Source organism: Sphingomonas sp. AAP5 (genome assembly GCF_004354345.1).
In the GTDB taxonomy this organism is placed as follows: Bacteria; Pseudomonadota; Alphaproteobacteria; order Sphingomonadales; family Sphingomonadaceae; genus Sphingomonas; species Sphingomonas glacialis.
This window is the reverse complement of record NZ_CP037913.1, coordinates 2,985,634-3,006,162: the sequence shown is the minus strand read 5'-3', so window position 1 is coordinate 3,006,162 and position 20,529 is coordinate 2,985,634. Positions and strand designations below refer to the sequence as shown.

General features: G+C 66.1%; 18 protein-coding genes and 1 tRNA gene. 4 read left to right on the top strand and 15 right to left on the bottom strand.

Translation table 11 applies throughout. The features are described from left to right. Positions 1 to 151 precede the first annotated feature (151 nt). The 5 genes from gltB to E2E30_RS13835 form a co-directional block, all read right to left on the bottom strand. Positions 152 to 4,663, bottom strand: a complete 4,512-nt coding sequence (gene gltB, locus E2E30_RS13855) for a glutamate synthase large subunit (protein WP_133190724.1) — start codon at positions 4,661 to 4,663, stop codon at positions 152 to 154. After that, positions 4,660 to 5,241 (bottom strand): DUF2059 domain-containing protein, encoded by a 582-nt coding sequence (locus tag E2E30_RS13850; RefSeq protein ID WP_133190722.1) that lies wholly within the window; start codon positions 5,239 to 5,241, stop codon positions 4,660 to 4,662. Before E2E30_RS13850 ends, gltB begins: the two co-directional genes overlap by 4 nt. Then, entirely contained in the window at positions 5,238 to 6,692 is a 1,455-nt protein-coding gene (locus E2E30_RS13845) for an NAD(P)-dependent oxidoreductase (RefSeq protein WP_133190720.1), read from the bottom strand. Before E2E30_RS13845 ends, E2E30_RS13850 begins: the two co-directional genes overlap by 4 nt. A 154-nt stretch (positions 6,693 to 6,846) precedes the next feature. Next, on the bottom strand, positions 6,847 to 7,656 hold the full coding sequence (locus E2E30_RS13840; protein ID WP_133190718.1) for an undecaprenyl-diphosphate phosphatase: 810 nt from the start codon (positions 7,654 to 7,656) through the stop codon (positions 6,847 to 6,849). A gap of 24 nt (positions 7,657 to 7,680) precedes the next feature. Then, positions 7,681 to 8,631: a complex I NDUFA9 subunit family protein gene (locus tag E2E30_RS13835; protein WP_133190716.1), complete on the bottom strand. Its 951-nt coding sequence runs from the start codon at positions 8,629 to 8,631 to the stop codon at positions 7,681 to 7,683. 109 nt (positions 8,632 to 8,740) lie between these two features. Here E2E30_RS13835 and E2E30_RS13830 point away from each other — a divergent pair. From E2E30_RS13830 to E2E30_RS13815, 4 genes are all read left to right on the top strand, one after another. Then, positions 8,741 to 8,827 (top strand) — tRNA-Leu (locus tag E2E30_RS13830). 279 nt (positions 8,828 to 9,106) lie between these two features. Further along, complete coding sequence (otsB, locus tag E2E30_RS13825; protein WP_133190714.1) at positions 9,107 to 9,853, top strand: trehalose-phosphatase; 747 nt, start codon at positions 9,107 to 9,109, stop codon at positions 9,851 to 9,853. Next, on the top strand, positions 9,850 to 11,631 hold the full coding sequence (locus E2E30_RS13820; RefSeq protein WP_133190712.1) for a glycoside hydrolase family 15 protein: 1,782 nt from the start codon (positions 9,850 to 9,852) through the stop codon (positions 11,629 to 11,631). The genes otsB and E2E30_RS13820 overlap by 4 nt, the downstream gene beginning before the upstream one ends. Next, a complete protein-coding gene (locus E2E30_RS13815) occupies positions 11,628 to 13,013 on the top strand; it encodes an alpha,alpha-trehalose-phosphate synthase (UDP-forming) (protein WP_133190710.1) in 1,386 nt (461 codons plus the stop codon). Before E2E30_RS13820 ends, E2E30_RS13815 begins: the two co-directional genes overlap by 4 nt. A 59-nt stretch (positions 13,014 to 13,072) precedes the next feature. On the opposite strand, the gene E2E30_RS20805 is transcribed toward E2E30_RS13815, so the two are convergent. The 10 genes from E2E30_RS20805 to E2E30_RS13770 all read right to left on the bottom strand — a co-directional run bounded on the left by E2E30_RS20805 (position 13,073) and on the right by E2E30_RS13770 (position 20,297). Further along, positions 13,073 to 13,234, bottom strand: a complete 162-nt coding sequence (locus tag E2E30_RS20805; RefSeq protein ID WP_165954526.1) for a hypothetical protein — start codon at positions 13,232 to 13,234, stop codon at positions 13,073 to 13,075. A 32-nt stretch (positions 13,235 to 13,266) separates the two neighbouring features. Then, complete coding sequence (gene arsH, locus E2E30_RS13810) at positions 13,267 to 13,965, bottom strand: arsenical resistance protein ArsH (protein ID WP_133190708.1); 699 nt, start codon at positions 13,963 to 13,965, stop codon at positions 13,267 to 13,269. Continuing rightward, entirely contained in the window at positions 13,965 to 15,251 is a 1,287-nt protein-coding gene (locus tag E2E30_RS13805) for an arsenic transporter (RefSeq protein WP_133190706.1), read from the bottom strand. Before E2E30_RS13805 ends, arsH begins: the two co-directional genes overlap by 1 nt. Continuing rightward, positions 15,251 to 15,679 carry an arsenate reductase (glutaredoxin) gene (gene arsC / locus E2E30_RS13800; protein WP_133192107.1) on the bottom strand — a complete coding sequence of 143 codons (429 nt, stop codon included), beginning with the start codon at positions 15,677 to 15,679 and terminating at the stop codon, positions 15,251 to 15,253. Before arsC ends, E2E30_RS13805 begins: the two co-directional genes overlap by 1 nt. 59 nt (positions 15,680 to 15,738) lie before the next feature. Continuing rightward, positions 15,739 to 16,092, bottom strand: a complete 354-nt coding sequence (locus E2E30_RS13795; protein WP_133190704.1) for an ArsR/SmtB family transcription factor — start codon at positions 16,090 to 16,092, stop codon at positions 15,739 to 15,741. Between the two features lie 94 nt (positions 16,093 to 16,186). Next, a complete protein-coding gene (locus tag E2E30_RS13790) occupies positions 16,187 to 16,585 on the bottom strand; it encodes a cupredoxin domain-containing protein (RefSeq protein ID WP_133190702.1) in 399 nt (132 codons plus the stop codon). Between the two features lie 203 nt (positions 16,586 to 16,788). Beyond that, positions 16,789 to 16,971: a CsbD family protein gene (locus tag E2E30_RS13785; RefSeq protein ID WP_133190700.1), complete on the bottom strand. Its 183-nt coding sequence runs from the start codon at positions 16,969 to 16,971 to the stop codon at positions 16,789 to 16,791. Positions 16,972 to 17,074: 103 nt separating this feature from the next. Continuing rightward, the gene (locus tag E2E30_RS13780; RefSeq protein WP_240698942.1) at positions 17,075 to 18,379 is read right to left on the bottom strand and encodes an NRAMP family divalent metal transporter; all 1,305 of its coding nucleotides are present in this window, start codon (positions 18,377 to 18,379) and stop codon (positions 17,075 to 17,077) included. A 221-nt stretch (positions 18,380 to 18,600) separates the two neighbouring features. Further along, positions 18,601 to 19,443 carry a 5-dehydro-4-deoxy-D-glucuronate isomerase gene (kduI, locus tag E2E30_RS13775; protein WP_133190698.1) on the bottom strand — a complete coding sequence of 281 codons (843 nt, stop codon included), beginning with the start codon at positions 19,441 to 19,443 and terminating at the stop codon, positions 18,601 to 18,603. Between the two features lie 59 nt (positions 19,444 to 19,502). After that, on the bottom strand, positions 19,503 to 20,297 hold the full coding sequence (locus E2E30_RS13770; RefSeq protein WP_165954525.1) for an IclR family transcriptional regulator: 795 nt from the start codon (positions 20,295 to 20,297) through the stop codon (positions 19,503 to 19,505). Between the last annotated feature and the right edge of the window lie 232 nt (positions 20,298 to 20,529).

Sequence of the window (20,529 nt, the reverse complement as noted above, 5' to 3'; positions counted from 1 at the left end):
TTTGTCGATCCGCGAGTTGCATCGGGACAGATGCACCTGCCCCGTCATCCCCGCGAAAGCGGGGATCCCGCTTCTTTCCAGCGTCGGCAGAAGAAGCGGGACGCCCGCTTTCGCGGGGGTGACGGAGGGGCTGTCCCCCGACGGAAGGGGCCTATTCCGCCGCGACTTGCTCCACCCGATCATCGAGCGGGTGGCTGAGGCGAGTGAGCATTTCCTTCGGCACCACCTGCCAGAAGCGATCGACCACACGGCCCCAATCGTCGAGCAACGCCCCCGACCATTTCGAATCGGTCGCGGCATGGTGCGCGCGGACCAGGCCGAGCAGCACCGCTTCCCAGTGCAGCGACGACAGCCTGTTCCAGGTGATGTTCTCGGGGTTGGCGCGGCGTGCGAAGCTGCCGTCGGCGTCATAGACGAACGCCATCCCGCCGGTCATCCCCGCGCCGAAATTCGCACCGACCGGCCCGAGCACCACCGCGGTGCCGCCGGTCATATATTCGCACCCGTTCGCGCCACAGCCCTCGACCACGACGGTAGCGCCAGAATTGCGCACCGCGAAGCGCTCGCCCGCCTGGCCCGCCGCGTAGAGGCTGCCCGAGGTCGCGCCATAGAGCACGGTGTTGCCGATGATCGTGTTGTCCTGCGAGGCGAGCGGCGAGCTCACCACCGGGCGTACCGCGATGATCCCGCCCGACAGCCCCTTGCCGACATAGTCGTTGGCATCGCCGAACACTTCGAGCGTGATGCCCTTGCACAGGAACGCGCCGAGGCTCTGCCCGGCCGAGCCCCGCAGGCGCACATGGACATGCCCATCGGCGAGCGCCGACATGCCGAAGGTCCGCGTGATCTCGCTCGACAGCCGCGTGCCGACCGCGCGGTGCGTGTTACGCACCGAATAGGTCAGCTGCATCTTCTCGCGTCGGCTGAACACGGCCGCCGCGTCCTTGATGATCTGCGCGTCGAGGCTGTCGGGCACCTCGTTGCGGCGACCGGTGAGGCTGAAGCGGCGCTGATCGTCGGGCGCGTCGACCTTCGCGAGGATCGGGTTGAGATCGAGATCGTCGAGATGCTCGGCACCACGGCTGACCTGGCGGAGCAGTTCGGTGCGGCCGATCACCTCGTCCAAGCTGCGGAAACCGAGCCGCGCGAGGATGTCGCGGACTTCCTCGGCGATGAAGGTCATCAGGTTGATGACCTTCTCCGGACTGCCACTGAACTTGGCGCGGAGCTTCTCGTCCTGCGTGCAGACGCCGACGGGGCAGGTGTTCGAATGGCACTGCCGCACCATGATGCAGCCCATCGCGACGAGCGACAGCGTGCCGATGCCGAATTCCTCGGCGCCGAGGATCGCGGCGATGACGATGTCGCGCCCGGTCTTCAATCCGCCATCGGTGCGCAGCTTGATGCGACCGCGCAGGCCGTTGAGCGTCAGCGTCTGGTTGACCTCCGAGAGCCCCATTTCCCACGGCGTACCGGCATATTTGATGCTGGTTTGCGGGGAAGCGCCGGTGCCGCCGACATGGCCGGCGATCAGGATCACGTCGGCATGCGCCTTGGCGACGCCCGCCGCGACGGTGCCGATGCCGGCCGAGCTCACCAGCTTGACGCAGACGCGCGCGACCGGGTTGATCTGCTTGAGGTCGTAGATGAGCTGCGCGAGATCCTCGATCGAATAGATGTCGTGATGCGGCGGCGGCGAGATCAGCGTCACGCCGGGCGTCGCATGGCGCAGCTTGGCGATGAACTCGGTCACCTTGAAGCCAGGCAGCTGCCCGCCCTCGCCGGGCTTGGCGCCTTGGGCGACCTTGATTTCGATCTCGTCGCAGGCGTTGAGATATTCCGCCGTCACGCCGAAGCGGCCGCTCGCGATCTGCTTGACGCCCGAGTTGGCGTTGTCGCCGTTCGCATAGGGTTGGTAGCGCGCCTTGTCCTCGCCGCCTTCGCCCGACACCGCCTTGGCGCCGATCCGGTTCATCGCGATCGCGAGCGTCTCGTGCGCCTCGGGGGAGAGCGCGCCCAAGGACATGCCCGGCGTCACGAAGCGCTTGCGGATCTCGGTGATCGCCTCGACCTGGTCGACCGGAACGCCTTCGGCGGGGAAGTTGAACTGCAGCAGATCGCGCAGATAGACCGGCGGCAACGCCTCCACCCCGCGCGAGAATTGCAGATAGGTCGAGTAGGAATCGGTCGCGACCGCGTTCTGCAGCAGGTGCATCAGCTGTGCCGAATAGGCATGCGTCTCGCCGGTATGGCGCTGGCGATAGAAGCCGCCGATCGGCAGCGTCGCGACACCCTCGTCGAACGCCTTGTCGTGGCGCAGCTGCGCGTTGAGATGGAGCGAGGCATAGCCCTCGCCCGAAATCTTCGCGGGCATGCCCGGGAACAGATCGTTGACCAGCGCACGGCTCAAGCCGACCGCCTCGAAATTATAGCCGCCGCGGTAGGACGAGATTACCGCGATCCCCATCTTCGAAATGATCTTGAGCAGACCCTCCTCGACCGCATGGCGATGCCGCGCGAGGCATTCCGCGAGGCTCAGCGCGCCGAACAGCCCGCGCGCGTGGCGATCGGCGATCGACGCCTCGGCCAGATAGGCGTGGACCGTCGTCGCGCCGACGCCGATCAGTACGGCATAATAATGCGTGTCGAGGCATTCGGCGGTCTGCACGTTGATGCTGGCGTAGGAGCGCAGGCCCATCCGCACGAGATGCGTGTGGACCGCCGCCGCCGCGAGCACGCCGGCGATGCCGATGCGGTCGGGGCCGATGTTGCGATCAGTCAGGAACAGCTCGCTATGCCCCTGGCGTACTGCGGTGACCGCCTCGGCGCGGATCCGCGCGATCGCGGCGCGCAGCGTCTCGGGGCCGCCGCCGGCTTCGAAGGTGCAGTCGATCTCGGCCGCCTGGCTGCCGAAATGCGCCTTGAGCTTCGCCCAGTCGGCCCCGTCGAGCACGGGCGATTCGAGCACGAGCACGCCGTCGCGCCGATCCTCGGTGTCGAGGATGTTGGCGAGGTTGCCGAAGCGCGTCTTGAGCGACATCACATGACGTTCGCGCAAAGGGTCGATCGGCGGGTTGGTGACCTGGCTGAAATTCTGCCGGAAGAACTGGCTGATGAGGCGCGGCTTGTCCGAGATGACCGCGAGCGGCGTATCGTCGCCCATCGAGCCGATCGCTTCCTTGGCCCCCTCGACCATTGGCGCGAGGATCAGCTCCATATCCTCGAGCGTCTGGCCGGCGGCGACCTGGCGGCGCGTTAGATCGGCGCGGTCGAAGCGCGTGACTGGATCGCCGCCGGGCAGCGGCAGGTCTTCGATGCTGGTGAACTCGCCGATCATCGCGGCATAATCATGCTCGCCCGAGATCCGGTCCTTCACCGCGCGGTCGTGCAGCAGCACGCCTTCGTCGAGATCGATCGCGATCATCTGGCCCGGCCCGAGCCTGCCCTTCTCGATCACGGTCGATTCGGGGACGACGACCATCCCGCTCTCCGACCCGACGATCAGCAGGCCATCGATCGTTCGGACATAGCGGAGCGGACGCAGCGCGTTGCGGTCCATGCCCGCGACCGCCCAGCGGCCATCGGTCATCGCGAGCGCGGCGGGGCCGTCCCACGGTTCCATGACGGAGGCGAGATACTGGTACATCGCGAGATGATCGGCGGGCATGTCGATCGAATCGGCCATTGCCTCGGGGACTAGCATCAGCTTGGCGGTCGGCGCGTCGCGGCCCGAGCGGCAGATCGCTTCGAACACCGCGTCGAGCGCCGCCGTGTCCGATGCGCCCGCCGGGATCACCGGCTTGATGTCCTCCGAATGCTCACCGAAGGCGAGGCTCGCCATGCGGATCTCGTGGCTAAGCATCCAGTTCTTGTTGCCGCGGATCGTGTTGATCTCGCCATTGTGCGCGAGCGTACGGAACGGTTGCGCCAGCCACCATTGCGGGAAGGTGTTGGTCGAATAGCGCTGATGGAAGATCGCGACGCGGCTCTCGAAGCGCGTGTCGCGCAGATCGGGGTAGAAGATCGACAGCGATTCGGCGAGGAACAGCCCCTTGTAGATGATCGAGCGGCACGACAGGCTGCAGATGTAGAAGCCCTGGATCTGCGCTTCGATCACGCGCTTCTCGATCCGGCGGCGGACGAGATAGAGGTTCTTCTCGAACTCGGCGTAGCTCGCCTCCTCGGGCAGCGGCCCGGCGATCATGATCTGCTCGATCTCGGGGCGCGTGGCCAAGCCCTTCTGGCCGATCACCGACACATCGACCGGCACCTGGCGCCAGCCATAGATGGTGTAGCCCTCGTCGATGATGATGCTCTCGACGATCGTGCGGCACGCTTCCTGCGCGCCGAGATCGGTGCGCGGCAGGAAGATCATGCCGACCGCGAGGCGGTTGGGGAGCGGGCGGTGGCCCGACGCAGCGATCGCATCGTCGAAGAACTTGAGCGGCAAGTCGATGTGCAGCCCGGCGCCGTCGCCGGTCTTGCCATCGGCATCGACCGCGCCGCGGTGCCACACCGCCTTCAACGCATCGATCGCCGACTGGACGACGCGGCGCGATGGCGTGCCGTCGGTCGCGGCGACGAGGCCGACGCCGCAGGCATCGCCCTCGAATTCGGGGCGGTACATGCCGTGCTCGGCGAGATAGGCGTGCTGGTCGGTCATCGTTGGGACCCCTTGGTGTCGGCGGCTGTGGCGGCGCTCAGATAGCGGCGCACGATCTCGCGCTTGCGGGATTGAACTTCGTTGAGGAGCTGCGGCGAGGTGAGCGCATAACGCTGCCCGACCGTCGTGCGGAAGAAGCGCGCGATCTCGTCGAGTTCGGCAGCGGTGAAGCGCCGCGCGTAGATCGTCTGGTTCGCCGCCATCAGATCGTCGAGGATCGCGGATTCGCTCGCGGCAAGCCGCGCCCGCGTCCCCGCGCTCGGGCTGACAAACGCCTGGCACGGCTTCATGTCGCGCCCTGTCGCCGCGCGATCGAGGCAATTCTCGGTCAGTTCGGACTCGGCGGCGCGGATCGCGTCCTTGATCAGCACCGCTTGCCGCGCACGGAAGCGGCTGACGACGAGCAGCCGACCGGCAGCGGCGCGGCGTTCGTCATAGTCGGCGGCGGCATCGGCGTTGGCGGCGGGCGCGGGCAAAGCAGGGCGCCGCGCCTGGCCATGCGCCGTCGCGCCAGCAAGCAGCGCGACGCCGAGCGTGGCACTCCGGCCGAGCCACAGGCGGGTCCGACGCCGCATCATGCCGCTTGCTTGCTCGCCGCCATATCGGCCGCGGCCTTGGTCTTGAGATAGCGGTGCATGTTCGCCGCAACGTCGCGCCCATCGCGGATCGCCCAGACGACGAGGCTCGCGCCGCGCACGATGTCGCCCGCCGCGAACACGCCGTCGAGCGAGGTCATCAGCGTCTTGTTGTCGACCAGCACCGTGCCCCAGCGCGTCACGTTCAATTCGGGCGCGCCGAACAGCGTCGGCAGATCCTCGGCATCGAAGCCGAGCGCCTTGATCACCAGGTCGGCGTTGAGCTCGAACCCGCCTTCGGGGTCGATCTCGGGCGCGCGGCGGCCCGAGGCATCGGGTACGCCGAGCCGCATCGCGCTCGCCTTGACGGTCGAGACCGCGCCTTCGCCGGCAAAGCTCTCGGGCGCGGACAGCCAGACGAACTCGACGCCTTCTTCCTCGGCATTGGCGACTTCGCGCTGCGATCCCGGCATGTTGGCGCGGTCGCGGCGATAGAGGCACTTCACCGACGCCGCATCCTGGCGGATCGCGGTGCGGACGCAGTCCATCGCGGTGTCGCCGCCGCCGATCACGACGACATGCTTGCCGGCCGCGTTGAGGCTGCCATCGTCGAAGCTCGGCACGGCATCGCCAAAGCCCTTGCGGTTCGATGCGGTAAGGAAGGCGAGCGCGTCGACCACGCCGTTTGCGTCGACGCCCGGCGCCTTGATCGCGCGGGCGCGGTACACGCCGGTGGCGATCAGGATCGCGTCGTGGCGTTGGCGCAGCTCGTCCATGCTGGCGTCGCGGCCGACTTCGAAATTCTCATGGAAGACGATGCCGCCGGCCTTGAGCCGCTCGACGCGGCGCGTCACGATGGGCTTTTCGAGCTTGAAGCCGGGGATGCCGTAGGTCAGCAGCCCGCCCGCGCGATCGTAACGGTCATAGACATGGACGTCATAGCCGTTGCCGCGCAGGTATTCGGCGGCGCTAAGGCCTGCCGGGCCCGCGCCTATCACGCCGACCGATTGCCCGCGCGAGCGGCCGGGGACGAGCGGCTCGACCCAGCCTTCTTCCCATGCGGTGTCGGTGATGAACTTCTCGACCGCGCCGATCGTCACCGCGCCGTGGCCCGAGAATTCGATCACGCAATTGCCTTCGCACAGGCGGTCCTGTGGGCAGATCCGCCCGCAGATCTCGGGCATCGTCGAGGTCGCGTTGCTGAGCTCGTACGCCTCGCGCAACCGGCCCTCTGCGGTCAGCCGCAGCCAATCGGGGATGTGGTTGTGGAGCGGGCAGTGGACCGAACAATAGGGCACGCCGCATTGCGAACAGCGCCCGGCCTGGGCTTCCGCATCGGGAACCGGATAGCGCTCGGCAATCTCGCGAAAGTCTTCGGCGCGGAGCTCGGGCTCGCGCTTTGCGGGATAAACCTGCTCGCGATCGACGAATTTCAACAGGGACGTGTCAGCCATGTGCGCACCTTTCGGATGCGCAAATACCGAGCGATCGTCACGCTGTCATTACGAAAACGTGATTTATGGCAGCAACGCTGACCTATTTAAATCGTGACGCCGGGAATGCAACGAATTTCAGCGTCGTTCGTAGCCTAAATATGGCCGAAACGGACTAAATAGTCATAAGCCACATGAAAGCCGCGGTTCCGGCAATAATGCGGTACCAAGCAAACGGCACGAAGCCATAGCGTGTCACGACACCGACGAACCACTTCACGACCAGCAGTGCCACGATGAACGCGACGACGAAGCCGAGGCCGATCGCGCCAAGCCCGACGCCTTGCCCGCTCAGCAATTCGTGCCGGTTCTTGACGAGTTCGAGCGTGGTCGCGCCGAGCATCGTCGGGATTGCGAGGAAGAAGCTGAACTCGGCAGCGGTGCGCCGCTCGACCCCGAGCGCGAGCGCACCGAGGATCGTCGCGCCCGAACGGCTGACGCCCGGCACCATCGCCAGGCATTGCAGGCAGCCGATCCCGACGACCTTGCCGAGCGGAATGTCCGCGACGCCGACGATGTCGCTTTTGGGGGCGAGCCGCTCGACCGCGATGATCGCGATCCCGCCGACGACGAGCGCGATCGACACGACCACCGCATTGCCGAGCAGCGCCTCGATCTGCTTGTGGATCGCAAGCCCGAGGATCGCGGCGGGAATGAACGCGACGAGGATGTTGCGCACGAAGCGCAGCGACACCGGATCGCGCCGCGCCAGACCCATCGCGACCGCGAGGAAGGTCCGCCAGTACAGCACGACGATCGCGAGGATCGCGCCCAGCTGGATGACGATGTTGAACACTTGCCAGCGCGCCGCATCATAGCCGAGCAGCTTGGTCGCGAGGATCAGGTGGCCGGTCGACGACACCGGCAGGAATTCGGTCACCCCCTCGACGATGCCGAGCAGGATGATGCTGATGATGTCGCTCACGAAATTCCCCCTAATAGACGGCGCTTATGCCGCCGCCGGCACCGCGAAGCGTCCGCCCTTGCGGTAGCGCACCAGCCAGCCCGGCGCGACCGCGTCGAGCGGCGTCGGCGTGATGCCGAGCAGCTCTAGTCCGTTGGTCGCCGAAACCACATTGTCGTTTGCCAACATCTTCCACTGATCCTGCGTGATCGGCGCACCCGGGAGGAAGCCGACCGCAGCGATCGCCGCGCCGATCGCATCGGGCAGTTCGACGATTTTCGGCGTGCGGTTGGTCGCCTTGGCGATCCAGCGCACCAGAGCTCCCATCGACAGCACGTCGGGCCCGCCGAGCTCGAGCGTCTTGCCGGCGGCGAGCTCGGGATGGCTCAGCGCCGCGATCACGGCGTCCGCCACGTCACCGACATAAACCGGCTGGAACTTGGTGCCGGCGCGCAGCACGGGCACGACATGGACGAGCGGCATCGACGCCGCCGTCGCGACCATCGCGGCGAAGCGGTTGATGAACTGGTCCTCGCGCCCGAACACGATCGACGGGCGCAGGATCGTGGCGGTCGGGAAGGCGGCGTGGACCGCAGCCTCGCCTTCGCCCTTCGAGCGGCCATAGGCCGAGGCGGAGTGCGGATCGGCCCCGATCGCCGAGACATGGACGAGCGATGCGACCCCCGCAGCGGCAGCGGCCTCGGCGACGATCCGCGCACCCTCGACTTGGATCTTCTGGAAGTCCCCGCTCAGGATGCCGACGAGATTGACCACCGCGTCGGAGCCCGCGACCGCGCGGCGGATCGAATCGGGCTTGGAAATGTCGGCAACGGCGAATTGCGTCTGGCCCAAGCCACCGAGCGGCTTGAGGAAAAACGCCTGGCGCGGATCGCGCTGTGCGATTCGCACGCGCGCACCGCTTTCGAGCAGCGCCTGTGCGACATAGCGGCCGAGAAACCCTCCGCCGCCGATCAGCGTAACCAGTGTATTCTTCATCGCGTGCGCCTTGTGCCTGCCATTCGCTTGGGGTGGTCAGCCCTTGCCCCAGCACACAGTGTGTTGACAAGGCCGACTCGCCTCCCCTAAGGCCCGCGACCTACCCAGTGCCCGGATGGCGGAATTGGTAGACGCACCAGCTTCAGGTGCTGGCGCTCGCAAGGGCGTGGAGGTTCGAGTCCTCTTCCGGGCACCATTCGTTCTTCGCAGGACACCCGACAACCATCGACAAAGCGGCAGATTTTTGCCAACTTGTCGTGCGTGATGTCGGATGCTGTCCGAGCAGATTTCAGTCGACCTTAGCTCAATATGGGCCATGGCCCGAACCATCGGTGGCCCGTCTGAAAGATTGCCCGGCGGGGCATCCCGACACGGTTGACTGGATGATTTCGATAGAAACCGATCATATCGGGATGTGCAGGCATCGCTCACATAAGGGGCGCGAGCGCGGGATTTGTGATCTAACGCAGGCGCGATGACAAAGCCTTTGCCACGACCGCCCGCTGCCCTGTTGCGGAACGCTTCGCTGTTCCTCGATTTCGACGGAACGCTCGTCGCGCTTGCCACGCGCCCCGATCTGGTCGCGGTCGATGCGCGGCTTGCGGCGTTGATCGCGCGGTTGACGGAACGGCTCGATGGCCGCGTCGCCGTGATCAGCGGGCGCTCGGTCGATGGCATCGCCGCGCTGTTCGGCAGCCTGCCGCTCACGATCGCGGGGAGCCACGGCACGGAGGTGCGCTGGCGCGACGGAACGGTATCCTTGCCGGAACGACCGGCTGCTCTCGATCGTATTCATGCCATCATGACAGAATTAGCACACGCAACGCCGGGCCTGTTGGTCGAGACGAAGACGCTGGGCGAGGCGCTGCACTATCGCGGCGCCCCCCATATGGAAGCCGCGGCACACGCGCTCGCCGGGAAGCTTGCGGACGAGACGGGGCTGCACTTGCAGACCGGCAAGATGATGGTCGAACTGCGCGTCGGCGGGGCCGACAAGGGAAGCGCGCTACGCCAGTTGATGCAGCAGGCGCCGATGGCGGGGCATCGCCCGGTCTTCCTCGGCGACGACGATACCGACGAACCGGCTATGGCCGCTGCCGCCGCGCTCGGGGGTGCGGGTATCCTCGTGGGCGATCCGCGCCCGAGCAGCGCGCTCTATGGTCTGCACGATGTTGCCGACACGCTCGCTTGGCTCGAAACCGCGTGCGAGCAGGCGGCATGAGCTCGGTCGATCTGTGGCCGATCGGCAATTGCCAGGTCAGCGCGCTCGTCGATCGGGCGGGCCAGTTCGTGTGGGGCTGCGTGCCGCGGATCGACGGCGATCCGGTGTTCTCGTCGCTGCTCGGCGGCGAGACGCCGCAAGCCGGCTTCTGGGCGATCGAGATCGAAGACAGCGTGCAGGTCGAGCAGCACTATGTTCGCAACACCCCGATCCTGGTGAGCCGTCATACCGACGCGACGGGCAACGCGATCGACGTGATCGATTTCTGCCCGCGCTTCGAACGCCAGGGGCGCAGCTATCGCCCGGTGTCCTATGCGCGGATCGTGCGGCCGGTGACCGGCAGCCCGCGCATCCGCGTGCGGTTGCGTCCGACCTGCGGTTGGGGCGGGTCCTGCGGCGAGCAGACCGGCGGATCGAACCACATCCGCTTCCTGATGCCGGGCATGGCGCTGCGTCTGACGACGACCGCGCCGGTCGGGATGGTCGAGGAAGAGCGCGCGTTCCGCGTCGAGCGGCCGCTGCATTTCTTCCTCGGGCCCGATGAGGGGTTTGCGGGCGATCTCGCCGCGACGCTCGACACGATGCTCGCCGATACCACGCGCTACTGGCAGGAATGGGTGCGTGGCCTCGCCATTCCGCTCGAATGGCAGGACGTAGTAATCCGTTCGGCGATCACGCTGAAGCTGTGTCAGCATGAGGAAACCGGCGCGATCGTCGCGGCGATGACGACTTCGATTCCGGAACATGCCGGATCGCAGCGCAACTGGGATTACCGCTACTGCTGGGTGCGCGACGCCTATTATACCGTCCAGGCGCTCAACCGCCTCGGTGCGCTCGACGTGCTCGAAAACTATCTCGGCTACCTGCGCAACATCGTCGATGATGCCGCCGGCGGGCACATCCAGCCGCTGTACGGCGTGCTGGGCGAGGCGCGGCTCGAGGAGCGGATCGAACCGGCGCTCGCGGGGTATCGCGGCATGGGGCCGGTTCGCGTCGGCAACCAGGCCTATGAGCAGATCCAGCACGATGCCTACGGCCAGATCGTGCTGTGCGCGGTGCACGCCTTTTTCGACACGCGCCTGTTCCGCATGGCGGGTCTCGAGGATTTCGAATCGCTCGAGCGCGTGGGCGAGCGCGCCTGGCTCAATTACGACGAGCCAGATGCCGGTCTGTGGGAGCTGCGCACGCGCAAGAGCGTCCACACCTATTCGTCGGCGATGTGCTGGGCGGCGTGCGACCGGCTCGCCAATGCCGCGCTGGCGCTCGGTCTGACCGATCGCGCGACCTTCTGGCAGGAGCGCGCCGACACGATCCGTGCGCGGATCGAGACCGCCGCGTGGCGGCCCGAGACCAAGCGCATGTCGGCGACCTTCGCGGGCGACGATCTCGACGCGAGCGTGCTGCAATTGCTCGACCTGCGCTTCCTGTCGCCCGACGATCCCCGCTTCCTCGATACGCTGACGGCGGTCGAAGCGGGGCTGCGCCGTGGGTCGTTCATGCTGCGCTACGCGATCGAGGACGATTTCGGCCTGCCCGAGACCGCGTTCAACGTCTGCACCTTCTGGCTGATCGAGGCGCTGCACTTCACCGGGCGCAGCGCCGATGCGCGCGCGCTGTTCGAGGAGATGCTCGCCAGGCGGACCGCGGCGGGCCTGCTCTCCGAGGATATCGAGCCCGAGACCGGCGAATTGTGGGGCAATTACCCGCAAACCTATTCGCTGGTCGGCATGATCAATTGCGCCGTCCTGCTCAGCAAGCCGTGGAGCGCGATCCGATGAGCCGGCTGATCGTCATCTCGAACCGCGTGTCGGCCCCCAAGGGATCGCAATCCGGTGCCCAGGGTGGGCTGGCGGTCGCGCTCGCATCGGCGCTGCGCGAGCATGACGGCCTGTGGTTCGGCTGGTCGGGCGAACGGATCGATACGTTCACCGGCGAGATCGACTATCAGGTCAATCAGGGTGTGACGACCGCCACGATCGACCTGGAAGACCAGGACATCGACGAATATTATAACGGCTACGCCAACCGGACGCTGTGGCCGCTGTTCCACTACCGCGTCGATCTGGCCGAATATGAGCGCGATTTCGCGGGCGGTTACCAGCGGGTCAACGCGCGCTTCGCCGACATGGTCGCGCCGCTGCTCGAGGCCGACGACGTGGTGTGGATCCAGGATTACCATTTGTTCCCGCTCGGCGACGAACTGCGCCAGCGCGGCTGTGGCAATCGGCTCGGTTTCTTCCTGCACATTCCCTGGCCGCCGCGTCGGCTGCTGTCGATCCTGCCCGAAGCGGCGGAATTGGTGCGGCGGATGTTCGCCTATGACGTGATCGGCTTCCACACCGCCGAATGGCTCGAGTCGTTTCTCGATTTCGTCCGTCTCGAGCTCGGCGGAACGATCGGTGCGGACGGGATCGTGACGCTCGGCGACCGCAGCGTGCGCGCTCTGGTGTGCCCGATCGGGATCGACACGCCCGAATTCGTCGAGCTCGCAGCGGGCGTGCCGGCGCGGCTGGCGTACCGGAAGATGCGCGACAGCGCCGATGGTCGCGACATGATCGTCGGGGTCGACCGGCTCGATTATTCGAAGGGGCTGGAGGAGCGCTTCCTCGGCTACGAACGGTTCCTGGTCGAGCATCCCGAAGAGCGCAAGGAAGTGTTTCTCCTGCAGATCGCGCCGCCGTCGCGTGGCGCGGTCGGCAGCTACCAGCGGATTCGCGACACGCTGCAGGGCCTGTCGGGGCGGATCAACGGTGCCTATGCCGATGTCGATTGGGTCCCGATCCGCTACGTCAACCAGGGCTATGGCCGCGATACGTTGGCCGGAATCTATCGGGCGGCGAAGATCGGACTGGTCACGCCGCTGCGCGACGGGATGAACCTGGTGGCGAAGGAATATGTCGCCGCGCAGGATCCCGAGGATCCCGGCGTCCTGATCCTGTCGCGCTTCGCCGGGGCAGCCGCCCAGTTGACCGAGGCGATCCTGGTCAACCCGTATAGCGCCGAGGAAGTGTCCGACGCGATCCTGAAGGCCATGCGAATGGATCGCGCGGAGCGCATCCGCCGTTGGCGCGCGTGCATGGATTCGATTGAATCGCAGGACATAAATTGGTGGCGGCAGACGTTTCTCGACGCGCTCATGCTGCCGCGAGCAGGCGCGTAGGGTGTTGAGCCGACTGGACAGCGATCCTCCGATCCGAGCGGATTGACCGCAGACCCCGGCTAACCGGAGCGTTGGCTTGAACCCGGTGTGACAAGGCGCAGGGTCGTGGGGTCGGGGATATCCTCGCTCGGCAGGCGCAGCGGTGTCCCGTCGGAGCGCTCCCACTGCACCAGATTGCGGCCGAGCGCAGGGGCGATCGGCAGATCGATGATGCCCGACAAGCCGCCGGCCTGGTCGGTCGGCGCGATCCAGCCTAGGCCCGCCCAGCATCCTTTCGCTCGGAATAGCGGTCGACGAGCTGCGCGGTATGGGGTCGCAGCACGATCGTGAAGCGGACCAGCTCCTCCATCACGTCGACGATCCGATCATAGTAAGCCGACGGCTTCATCCGGCCGGATTCGTCGAACTCCTGATACGCCTTTGCAACGCTCGACTGGTTCGGGATCGTGAACATCCGCATCCAGCGCCCGAGGAGGCGTAGCGTGTTGACGCTGTTGAACGACTGCGACCCGGCCGATACCTGCATGACCGCGAGCGTGCGCCCTTGCGTCGGGCGCATCCCACCCATGGCGAGCGGGAGGTGGTCGATCTGCGTCTTCATGATGCCGGTGACTTGTCCGTGCCGCTCCGGGCTGCACCACACATGGCCTTCGGACCATAGCGACAGTGCGCGCAATTCGTGCACCGCGGGATGGTCGTCGCCTGCCACCTGATCGGGCAGCGGCAAGGTCGAGGGATCGAAGATCCGTGTTTGCGCACCGAAGAACTCGAGCAGCCGCGCGGCTTCCTCGACGCACAGGCGCGAGAACGAGCGTTCACGCAGCGACCCGTAGAGCAGCAGGATGCGCGGGGCGGGATCATCCGGTCCAAGGCCGATCGCCGGACGCCGCCGGGCATAGCGCGGATCGAGCGCGGGGAGATGGGTTGGATCGGGCAGCGAGCGCAGCGGCATCAGCGAAGGCTGAGCCGTAGCGCCAACGCCGCGAGCGTCACCAGCAGGATCGGGATGGTCAGCGTCACGCCGACCCGGAAGTAATAGCCCCAGCCGATCTTCACGTCCTTCTGCGCGAGGACGTGGAGCCACAGCAGCGTCGCCAGCGAGCCGATCGGCGTGATCTTTGGCCCGAGATCGCAGCCGATGACATTGGCGTAGATCATCGCGTCCTTGATCACGCCGGTGGCGTGGGTCGCATCGATCGAGAGCGACCCGACGAGCACGGTCGGCATGTTGTTCATGATCGATGACAACAGCGCTGCGATCATGCCGGTCCCGAACGCCGCGCCCCATACGCCGCCATGTGCCGCGTAATCGAGCGTGACCGCCAGATGATCGGTCAGGCCCGCATTCTTGAGGCCGTAGACCACCAGATACATGCCGAGCGAAAAGATCACGACCTGCCACGGCGCCCCGCGGACGACCTTGCGGGTTTCGATGACAGGACCGCGCGCGGCGATGACGATCAATACCAGCGCCCCCACCGCAGCGGTCGCGCTGACCGGAACGCCCAGCGGCTCGAGCAGGAAAAACCCGGCAAGCAGCAGGGCCAACACCACCCATCCGGCGCGGAACGTCGCGCGGTCGCGGATCGCTTCGCCGGGCACGCGAAGCTGCGTCACGTCGTAATTCGAGGGGATGTCGCGGCCGAAGAACAGGAGAAGCGCCGCGAGCGTCGCCGCTATAGCCGCCAAATCGACCGGCACCATGACGAGCGCATAGTGCGCAAAGCCGAGCTTGAAGAAGTCGGCCGAAACGATGTTGACGAGGTTCGAGACGACGAGCGGCAAGCTGGCCGTGTCGGCAATGAAGCCCGCCGCCATCACGAACGCCAGCGTTGCCTTGGTGCCATAGCCGAGCGCCCGCAGCATCGCGATCACGATCGGGGTCAGGATCAACGCCGCGCCGTCATTGGCGAACAGCGAGGACACTGCCGCCCCCAGCAGCACGACGAGCGCGAACAGCCGCTTGCCGTTGCCCCCACCCCAGCGCGCGACGTGGAGCGCCGCCCATTCGAAAAAGCCTGCTTCGTCGAGGATGAGGCTGATCAGAATGATCGCGACGAACGCGCCGGTCGCGTTCCACACGATCCCCCACACCACCGGCACGTCCGCCAGCGTGATCGCGCCGGCCAGCAGCGCGACGAGCGCACCGGCCATCGCGCTCCACCCGATCCCGAGCCCCCTGGGCTGCCAGATGACCAGCGCGAGCGTCGCGAGGAAAATCAGCACGGCGATCGTCATCAGACGATCCGCGCGCCATCCGCGCCGATGACCGCCTCGCCATCTTCCTTGGTGAACGCCCCGATATGCGTTGCGGGCAACAGGTCGAGGACGATTTCGGACGGACGGCACAGCTTCACGCCGAGCGGCGAAACGACGATTGGGCGATTGATCAGGATCGGATGCGCGATCATCGCATCGAGCAGGACCTCATCGCTCAGCGTTTCGTCGGCCAAACCCAGTTCGGCGTGAGGGGTGCCTTTTTCGCGCAACAGGTCGCGCGGGCTTAGGCCCGCCCGGTCGATCAAGCGGACGAGCAACGCCCGCGACGGCGGCGTCTTGAGATATTCGACGACGTGGGGCTCGATCCCGGCATTGCGGATCATCGCCAGCGTATTGCGCGAAGTTCCACAGGCGGGATTGTGATAGATGATGATATCGGCGGTCATGCCAGGCGCGCGCGCGTCGGGCGTCGCGTCTTCGGGCACGCTGGTATCGATACGGTCGCTCATGCGGTGCCCTCTTCGACGCAGCGGCCACGCAGCACCATGTCGCCCATGCGCGCGCAGATTTCTGGATTGCCATCGCAACAATCCTCCAGGAGATATTCGAGCAGGTTGGCCATGCTCTCGTATCGTGCCGAGTAGATCAGCGACCGGCCATCGCGGCGGTTCTCGACCAGATCGGCATTGGTCAGGATGGTGAGGTTGGACGATAGGGTATTGGGCGGGACATCGAGCCGCCGCGCAATCTCGCCGGCCGCGATCCCCTCATGCCCAGCCTGTACCAGCATCCGAAAGACGGCGAGCCGACTCGGATGGGCAAGCGCCGAGAGCGCTGTGACAGCGTTTTTTAGTTCCATTGTTCGACTACAGCCGAACTATCGTATCGTGCAATGAAAAGCGCTGACCTGTGACGGGCCGACCCCGACACAGGATCCGTCGTTCGTGCGACCGTTATTGGATGCGGAACGCGCCGGTATACGCGTTGTCGGCATCGCCAAGCGTCGTGCTGCTGAACTGGAACATCCCGCCCCGGCGCGTCAGCGGAGCCTGGAAGCGGATCGTGGCGCGTTCGCCCGCTGCAAGGACGATCTGCCCGTCGCGCACGACACCACGGTCTTCGCGGCTCAGGCGCGCCGCGGCGAAAAAGGCCTTCTGCGTGAGGTTGTGGCCCTTGTCCGATCGGTTCGCGATATGCAGCACGTACGAGCCGCCGCGGCGCAAAGCGATATTGCGGGGGACAAAGCCATGATCGGTCATCGTGATCGTCACTGGCTGCAGCGAGCGCGAAGCGGGGGTTTGCGCGAGGGCAGGGGTGGCCAGGGCAACCATGGCAAGCAGGACGGTTTTCATTGCGGTGTCTCCGTGTCGCATTCGCAGATGCAAATGACGGAGGGCGTGGTTCGTTCCGCGCGCCGTCGCCTGTCGCGGTGTTCGGACCTTTGGGTGGGATTGCCCGTTTTAGAGCGTTCAAGCACCGCGCGAGAACTGACGCAGGTCGTATCGAAAAAGGCCGCAGCGTCTCCGCGGCGGCCCCTGACAAGATCAGCGCTTGTTTAGATCTTGTCGCCGAGTGCGCCCTTGACGCTGCCCTTGACGTCCTGCGCGGTGCCCTTGAGCTGCTGCGCTTCGCCTTCGGCGACCAGCTTCTCATTGTCGGTCGCCTTGCCGATTGCTTCCTTGACGTTGCCGGCGATCTTGTTGCCTGCGGCGTTCAGCTTGTCGGTGAGTTCGCCCATGATTTTTCTCCATGACACCGCCGGGACCGCCTGCCGGCCCGGTCGTTTCGCGAACAGAACAGGCAAAGGCGACGTCGGTTCCGTGGTCGGCCGCGATCGTGCGTTATGCGTCGAATGTCGCGAACATCCCGATCGCCGCCAACGCCATCGTCGCGGTCGCCAGCCAGCCGATGATCGACAGCATCCGCGGCAGGCGGAAGGCGCCCATCGCTCTCGGGTTGTGCGCCAGGAGCATCATCATGATCATCACGGGAACGGCGACGATGCCATTGATGACCGCGCTCCAGAACAGCGCCTTGATCGGGTCGATCGGCGTGAAGTTGAGCGCTCCGCCCACCAGCGTCGCGGCGGCGATCATTCCGTAGAAGCGCTTGGCCCGGCCCGGTTTGCGGGTGAGGCCGACATGCCATCCAAAGACTTCGCCCAGCGCATATGCCGATGATCCGGCGAGCACCGGCAGCGCCAGTAATCCCGTCCCGATGATGCCAAGCGCGAAGATCAGGAAGGCGAAGCGCCCGGCGATCGGTTGCAGCGCCTGCGCTGCCTGCGCCGAGGTCTGGATGTCGGTGACGCCGTGCGCGTGCAGCGTGGCAGCGGTCGTCAGGATGATGAACAGCGCGACGACGTTCGAAAAGCCCATGCCGACGATCGTGTCCCAGCGAATCCGGCGCAATTCGGACGGGGCCTGTTCGGGCGCGCGAATGAGCGGCTTGGCGCCGGCGCGTTCCTTGACGTCCTCGGCTTCTTCCTCGGCCTGCCAGAAAAACAGATAGGGGCTGATCGTCGTGCCGAGGATCGCGACGACCACGGTCAGATAGGCGGCGTTGAAGGCAATATCCGGGATGACCACCGCATGCGCGACGATGCCCCACGGCAGCTTCACGATGAATGCGACGCCGACATAGGCGAACAGCGAGACGGTCAGCCATTTGAGCACCGAGACATAGCGCGCGTAGCGCACGAAGATCTCGAGCAGTGCGGATGCCACGGCGAACAGGGCGACATAGAGGAGTTGCGGCCCGCCGATCAGCAGCTGCAACGCCGCCGCCATCGCGCCGAGATCGGCACCGAGATTGATCGTATTGGCCACGACCAGCAGCGTGACGATCGCGTGGAGCAAGGGCGCCGGATAGTGTCGTTTGAGATTGCCGGCGATCCCGCGGCCGGTGATCCGCCCGATCCGTGCGCTGATCTCCTGGATCGCGCACATCAGCGGCCAGCTGAACAGCATGATCCACCCGAGGGTATAGCCAAACTGCGCGCCTGCTTGCGAATAGGTCGCGATGCCGCTCGGATCGTCGTCTGACGCACCGGTAATGAGGCCGGGGCCGAGCACATCGCGGAGCCTGGGGCGCTGGGGCTGTTTGACCGCGTCGGGTGGATTGGGCGATGCTGCCAGATCGGTCACGTATGCAGTCGCCTTGGTACGGCCGAAGGCCGGTTGCCGGACGCGTACTCCCGAAACGCGCCTTCTCCATAGCGTGTTCGATGCGCTACTCAACGCACCTTAGACGGTTTCGACTGTCGGCGCGCCGCACCGACTTCGCTCGGCGCCGTCGACCGGGATGACCCCGGCGACGCCTCTCCGGCGCGCCCGGGAAGAGCAACGCTCTCCCCAGGCCCGACGGGTTACGCCAGCTGGCAGATATCCAGCACGTTCATGTCGGTATAGTCCTGGTTCTCGCCCGCCATCGCCCAGATGAAGGCATAGGCCTTGGTGCCCGAGCCCATGTGGATCGACCAGGGCGGCGAGATCACGGCTTCCTCGTTCGCCATCACGATGTGCCGGGTGGCCTCGCCCTCGCCCATGTAATGAAACACGCGATCCTTCTCGAGATCGTCGAGCTCGAAGTAGAAATAGATTTCGCTGCGGCGCTCGTGGATGTGCGGCGGCATCGTGTTCCACACGCTGCCTTCCTTGAGCACGGTGAGGCCCATCACCAGCTGCGCCGAATCGCAGATGCCGGGGATGACCATCTGGAAGATCGTCCGTTCGTTCGACTCGGCGAGGCTCCCACGCTCGAGCGCGGTCGCGTCCTTGGTCGAGATCAGCTTGGTCGTGAACGCCTTGTGCGCCGGGCACGACGCCAGATAGAAGCGCGCGCCGTCGCCCGAGAATTGCACGTCCTTCGAGCCCATCGTCACATACAGGCAATCCTTGTTGCCGAGCGTGAACGCCTCGCCATCGACGGTGACGGTGCCCGCGGCCTTGCCGACATTGACGATCGCCAGTTCGCGGCGCTCGAGGAAGGGATGCCCCGCCGCCGAGGCCGGTTCGGTCTGGTCGGGAAGCTTGACCGATCCGGTCGCGACCGCGACGCCGCCGATCACGGCGCGCTCGGCATGCGTATAATTGAGCACGCATTCGCCGGCGCGGAACAGATCCTGGATCAAATAGCGATCGCGCAATTCGTCGTTGGAGACGCACTCCATCATGTCGGGGTGGGTTGCGTAATAGGTGCGGTCGAACATGTGAAACTCCGTTTCAGATATCGGACCGCCTGCGCCGCGAATGCGCGGAGGTCAAGCGGCTATGCGTTCGATCTGCTGCGCCGCACGCCAGCATGCCCGAGCACGGTTCCGACCGCCTCGGCCGCCTGCTTCACCCATGGCGCAAGCTCGGCCATTCGCGCGTCGCTGAGATAGGGGGCCGCGGCGGCGACGTTGATCGCGGCGACGATGCGGCCGGTGGCATCGCGCACCGGGGCTGCGACCGAACAGATCGAATCGGGCGGTGGCCCGCGCTGCAGCACGACGCCGCTCGCCGCCGCGGCCTCGAGCGCCGGCACCAAGGCGTCGGGGCGATGCTCGGCGCCGATCAGCGTCTGCAGTCGCGCCCATTCGGCGGGCGTGTCGTCGAGCATCAGTGCCTTGCCCATGCCGGTCTCGGGCAACAGGCGGCGCGTGCCAGGCTGGGTCGTCACGGCAACACGCTCGCTGCCCTGCGAGCGCAGCAAATGCACCGAATACTCGCCGTCGCGCCGGCCGAGGAACGCGCTCAGCCCGGTGCGCTCCGACAGCGCGTCGAGATGCGGGCGTGCGATCGCGGCGATGTCGGTCTGCTCGCCCGCGCGGTGGCTCAGGCGCAACAGGCTCGGTCCGCCGCGAAAGCGACCGTTGCCCGATTGTGCGAGGAACTCGCGCCCGGCGAGCGCGGTCACCAGGCGGTATGCCACGCCGCGCGGCAAGCCCGAGCGTGACGTCAGCTCGGCGAGCGTGAGCGACTCGTTGACCGCAAGTTCGAGCAAATCGAGCCCGCGCTCGAGCGTCTGCGTCCCGGTCTTGCGCGAATCATCGGCGTCGCTGTTCACCGCCTTGTCGCTCATGCGGAAAGACCAAGGGGGCGGGGGGAGGCGGGGAGAAGCGCGGACATGCGCCGTCCTAGCAGATTTGCGGCTGCGCTTGCCAGCGGCTCGATGATGGCGGGAGCGGTCGGATCGGTTCGCCGATCGCGTCGCGGCAACACACGCCGACTTCCAACTTGTAGTGTATCGGTTCGCAGTGCGGGATTGTCGCGTGCGTGTCAGGTGGGTACCCCTACCGAACACCACGCGACAC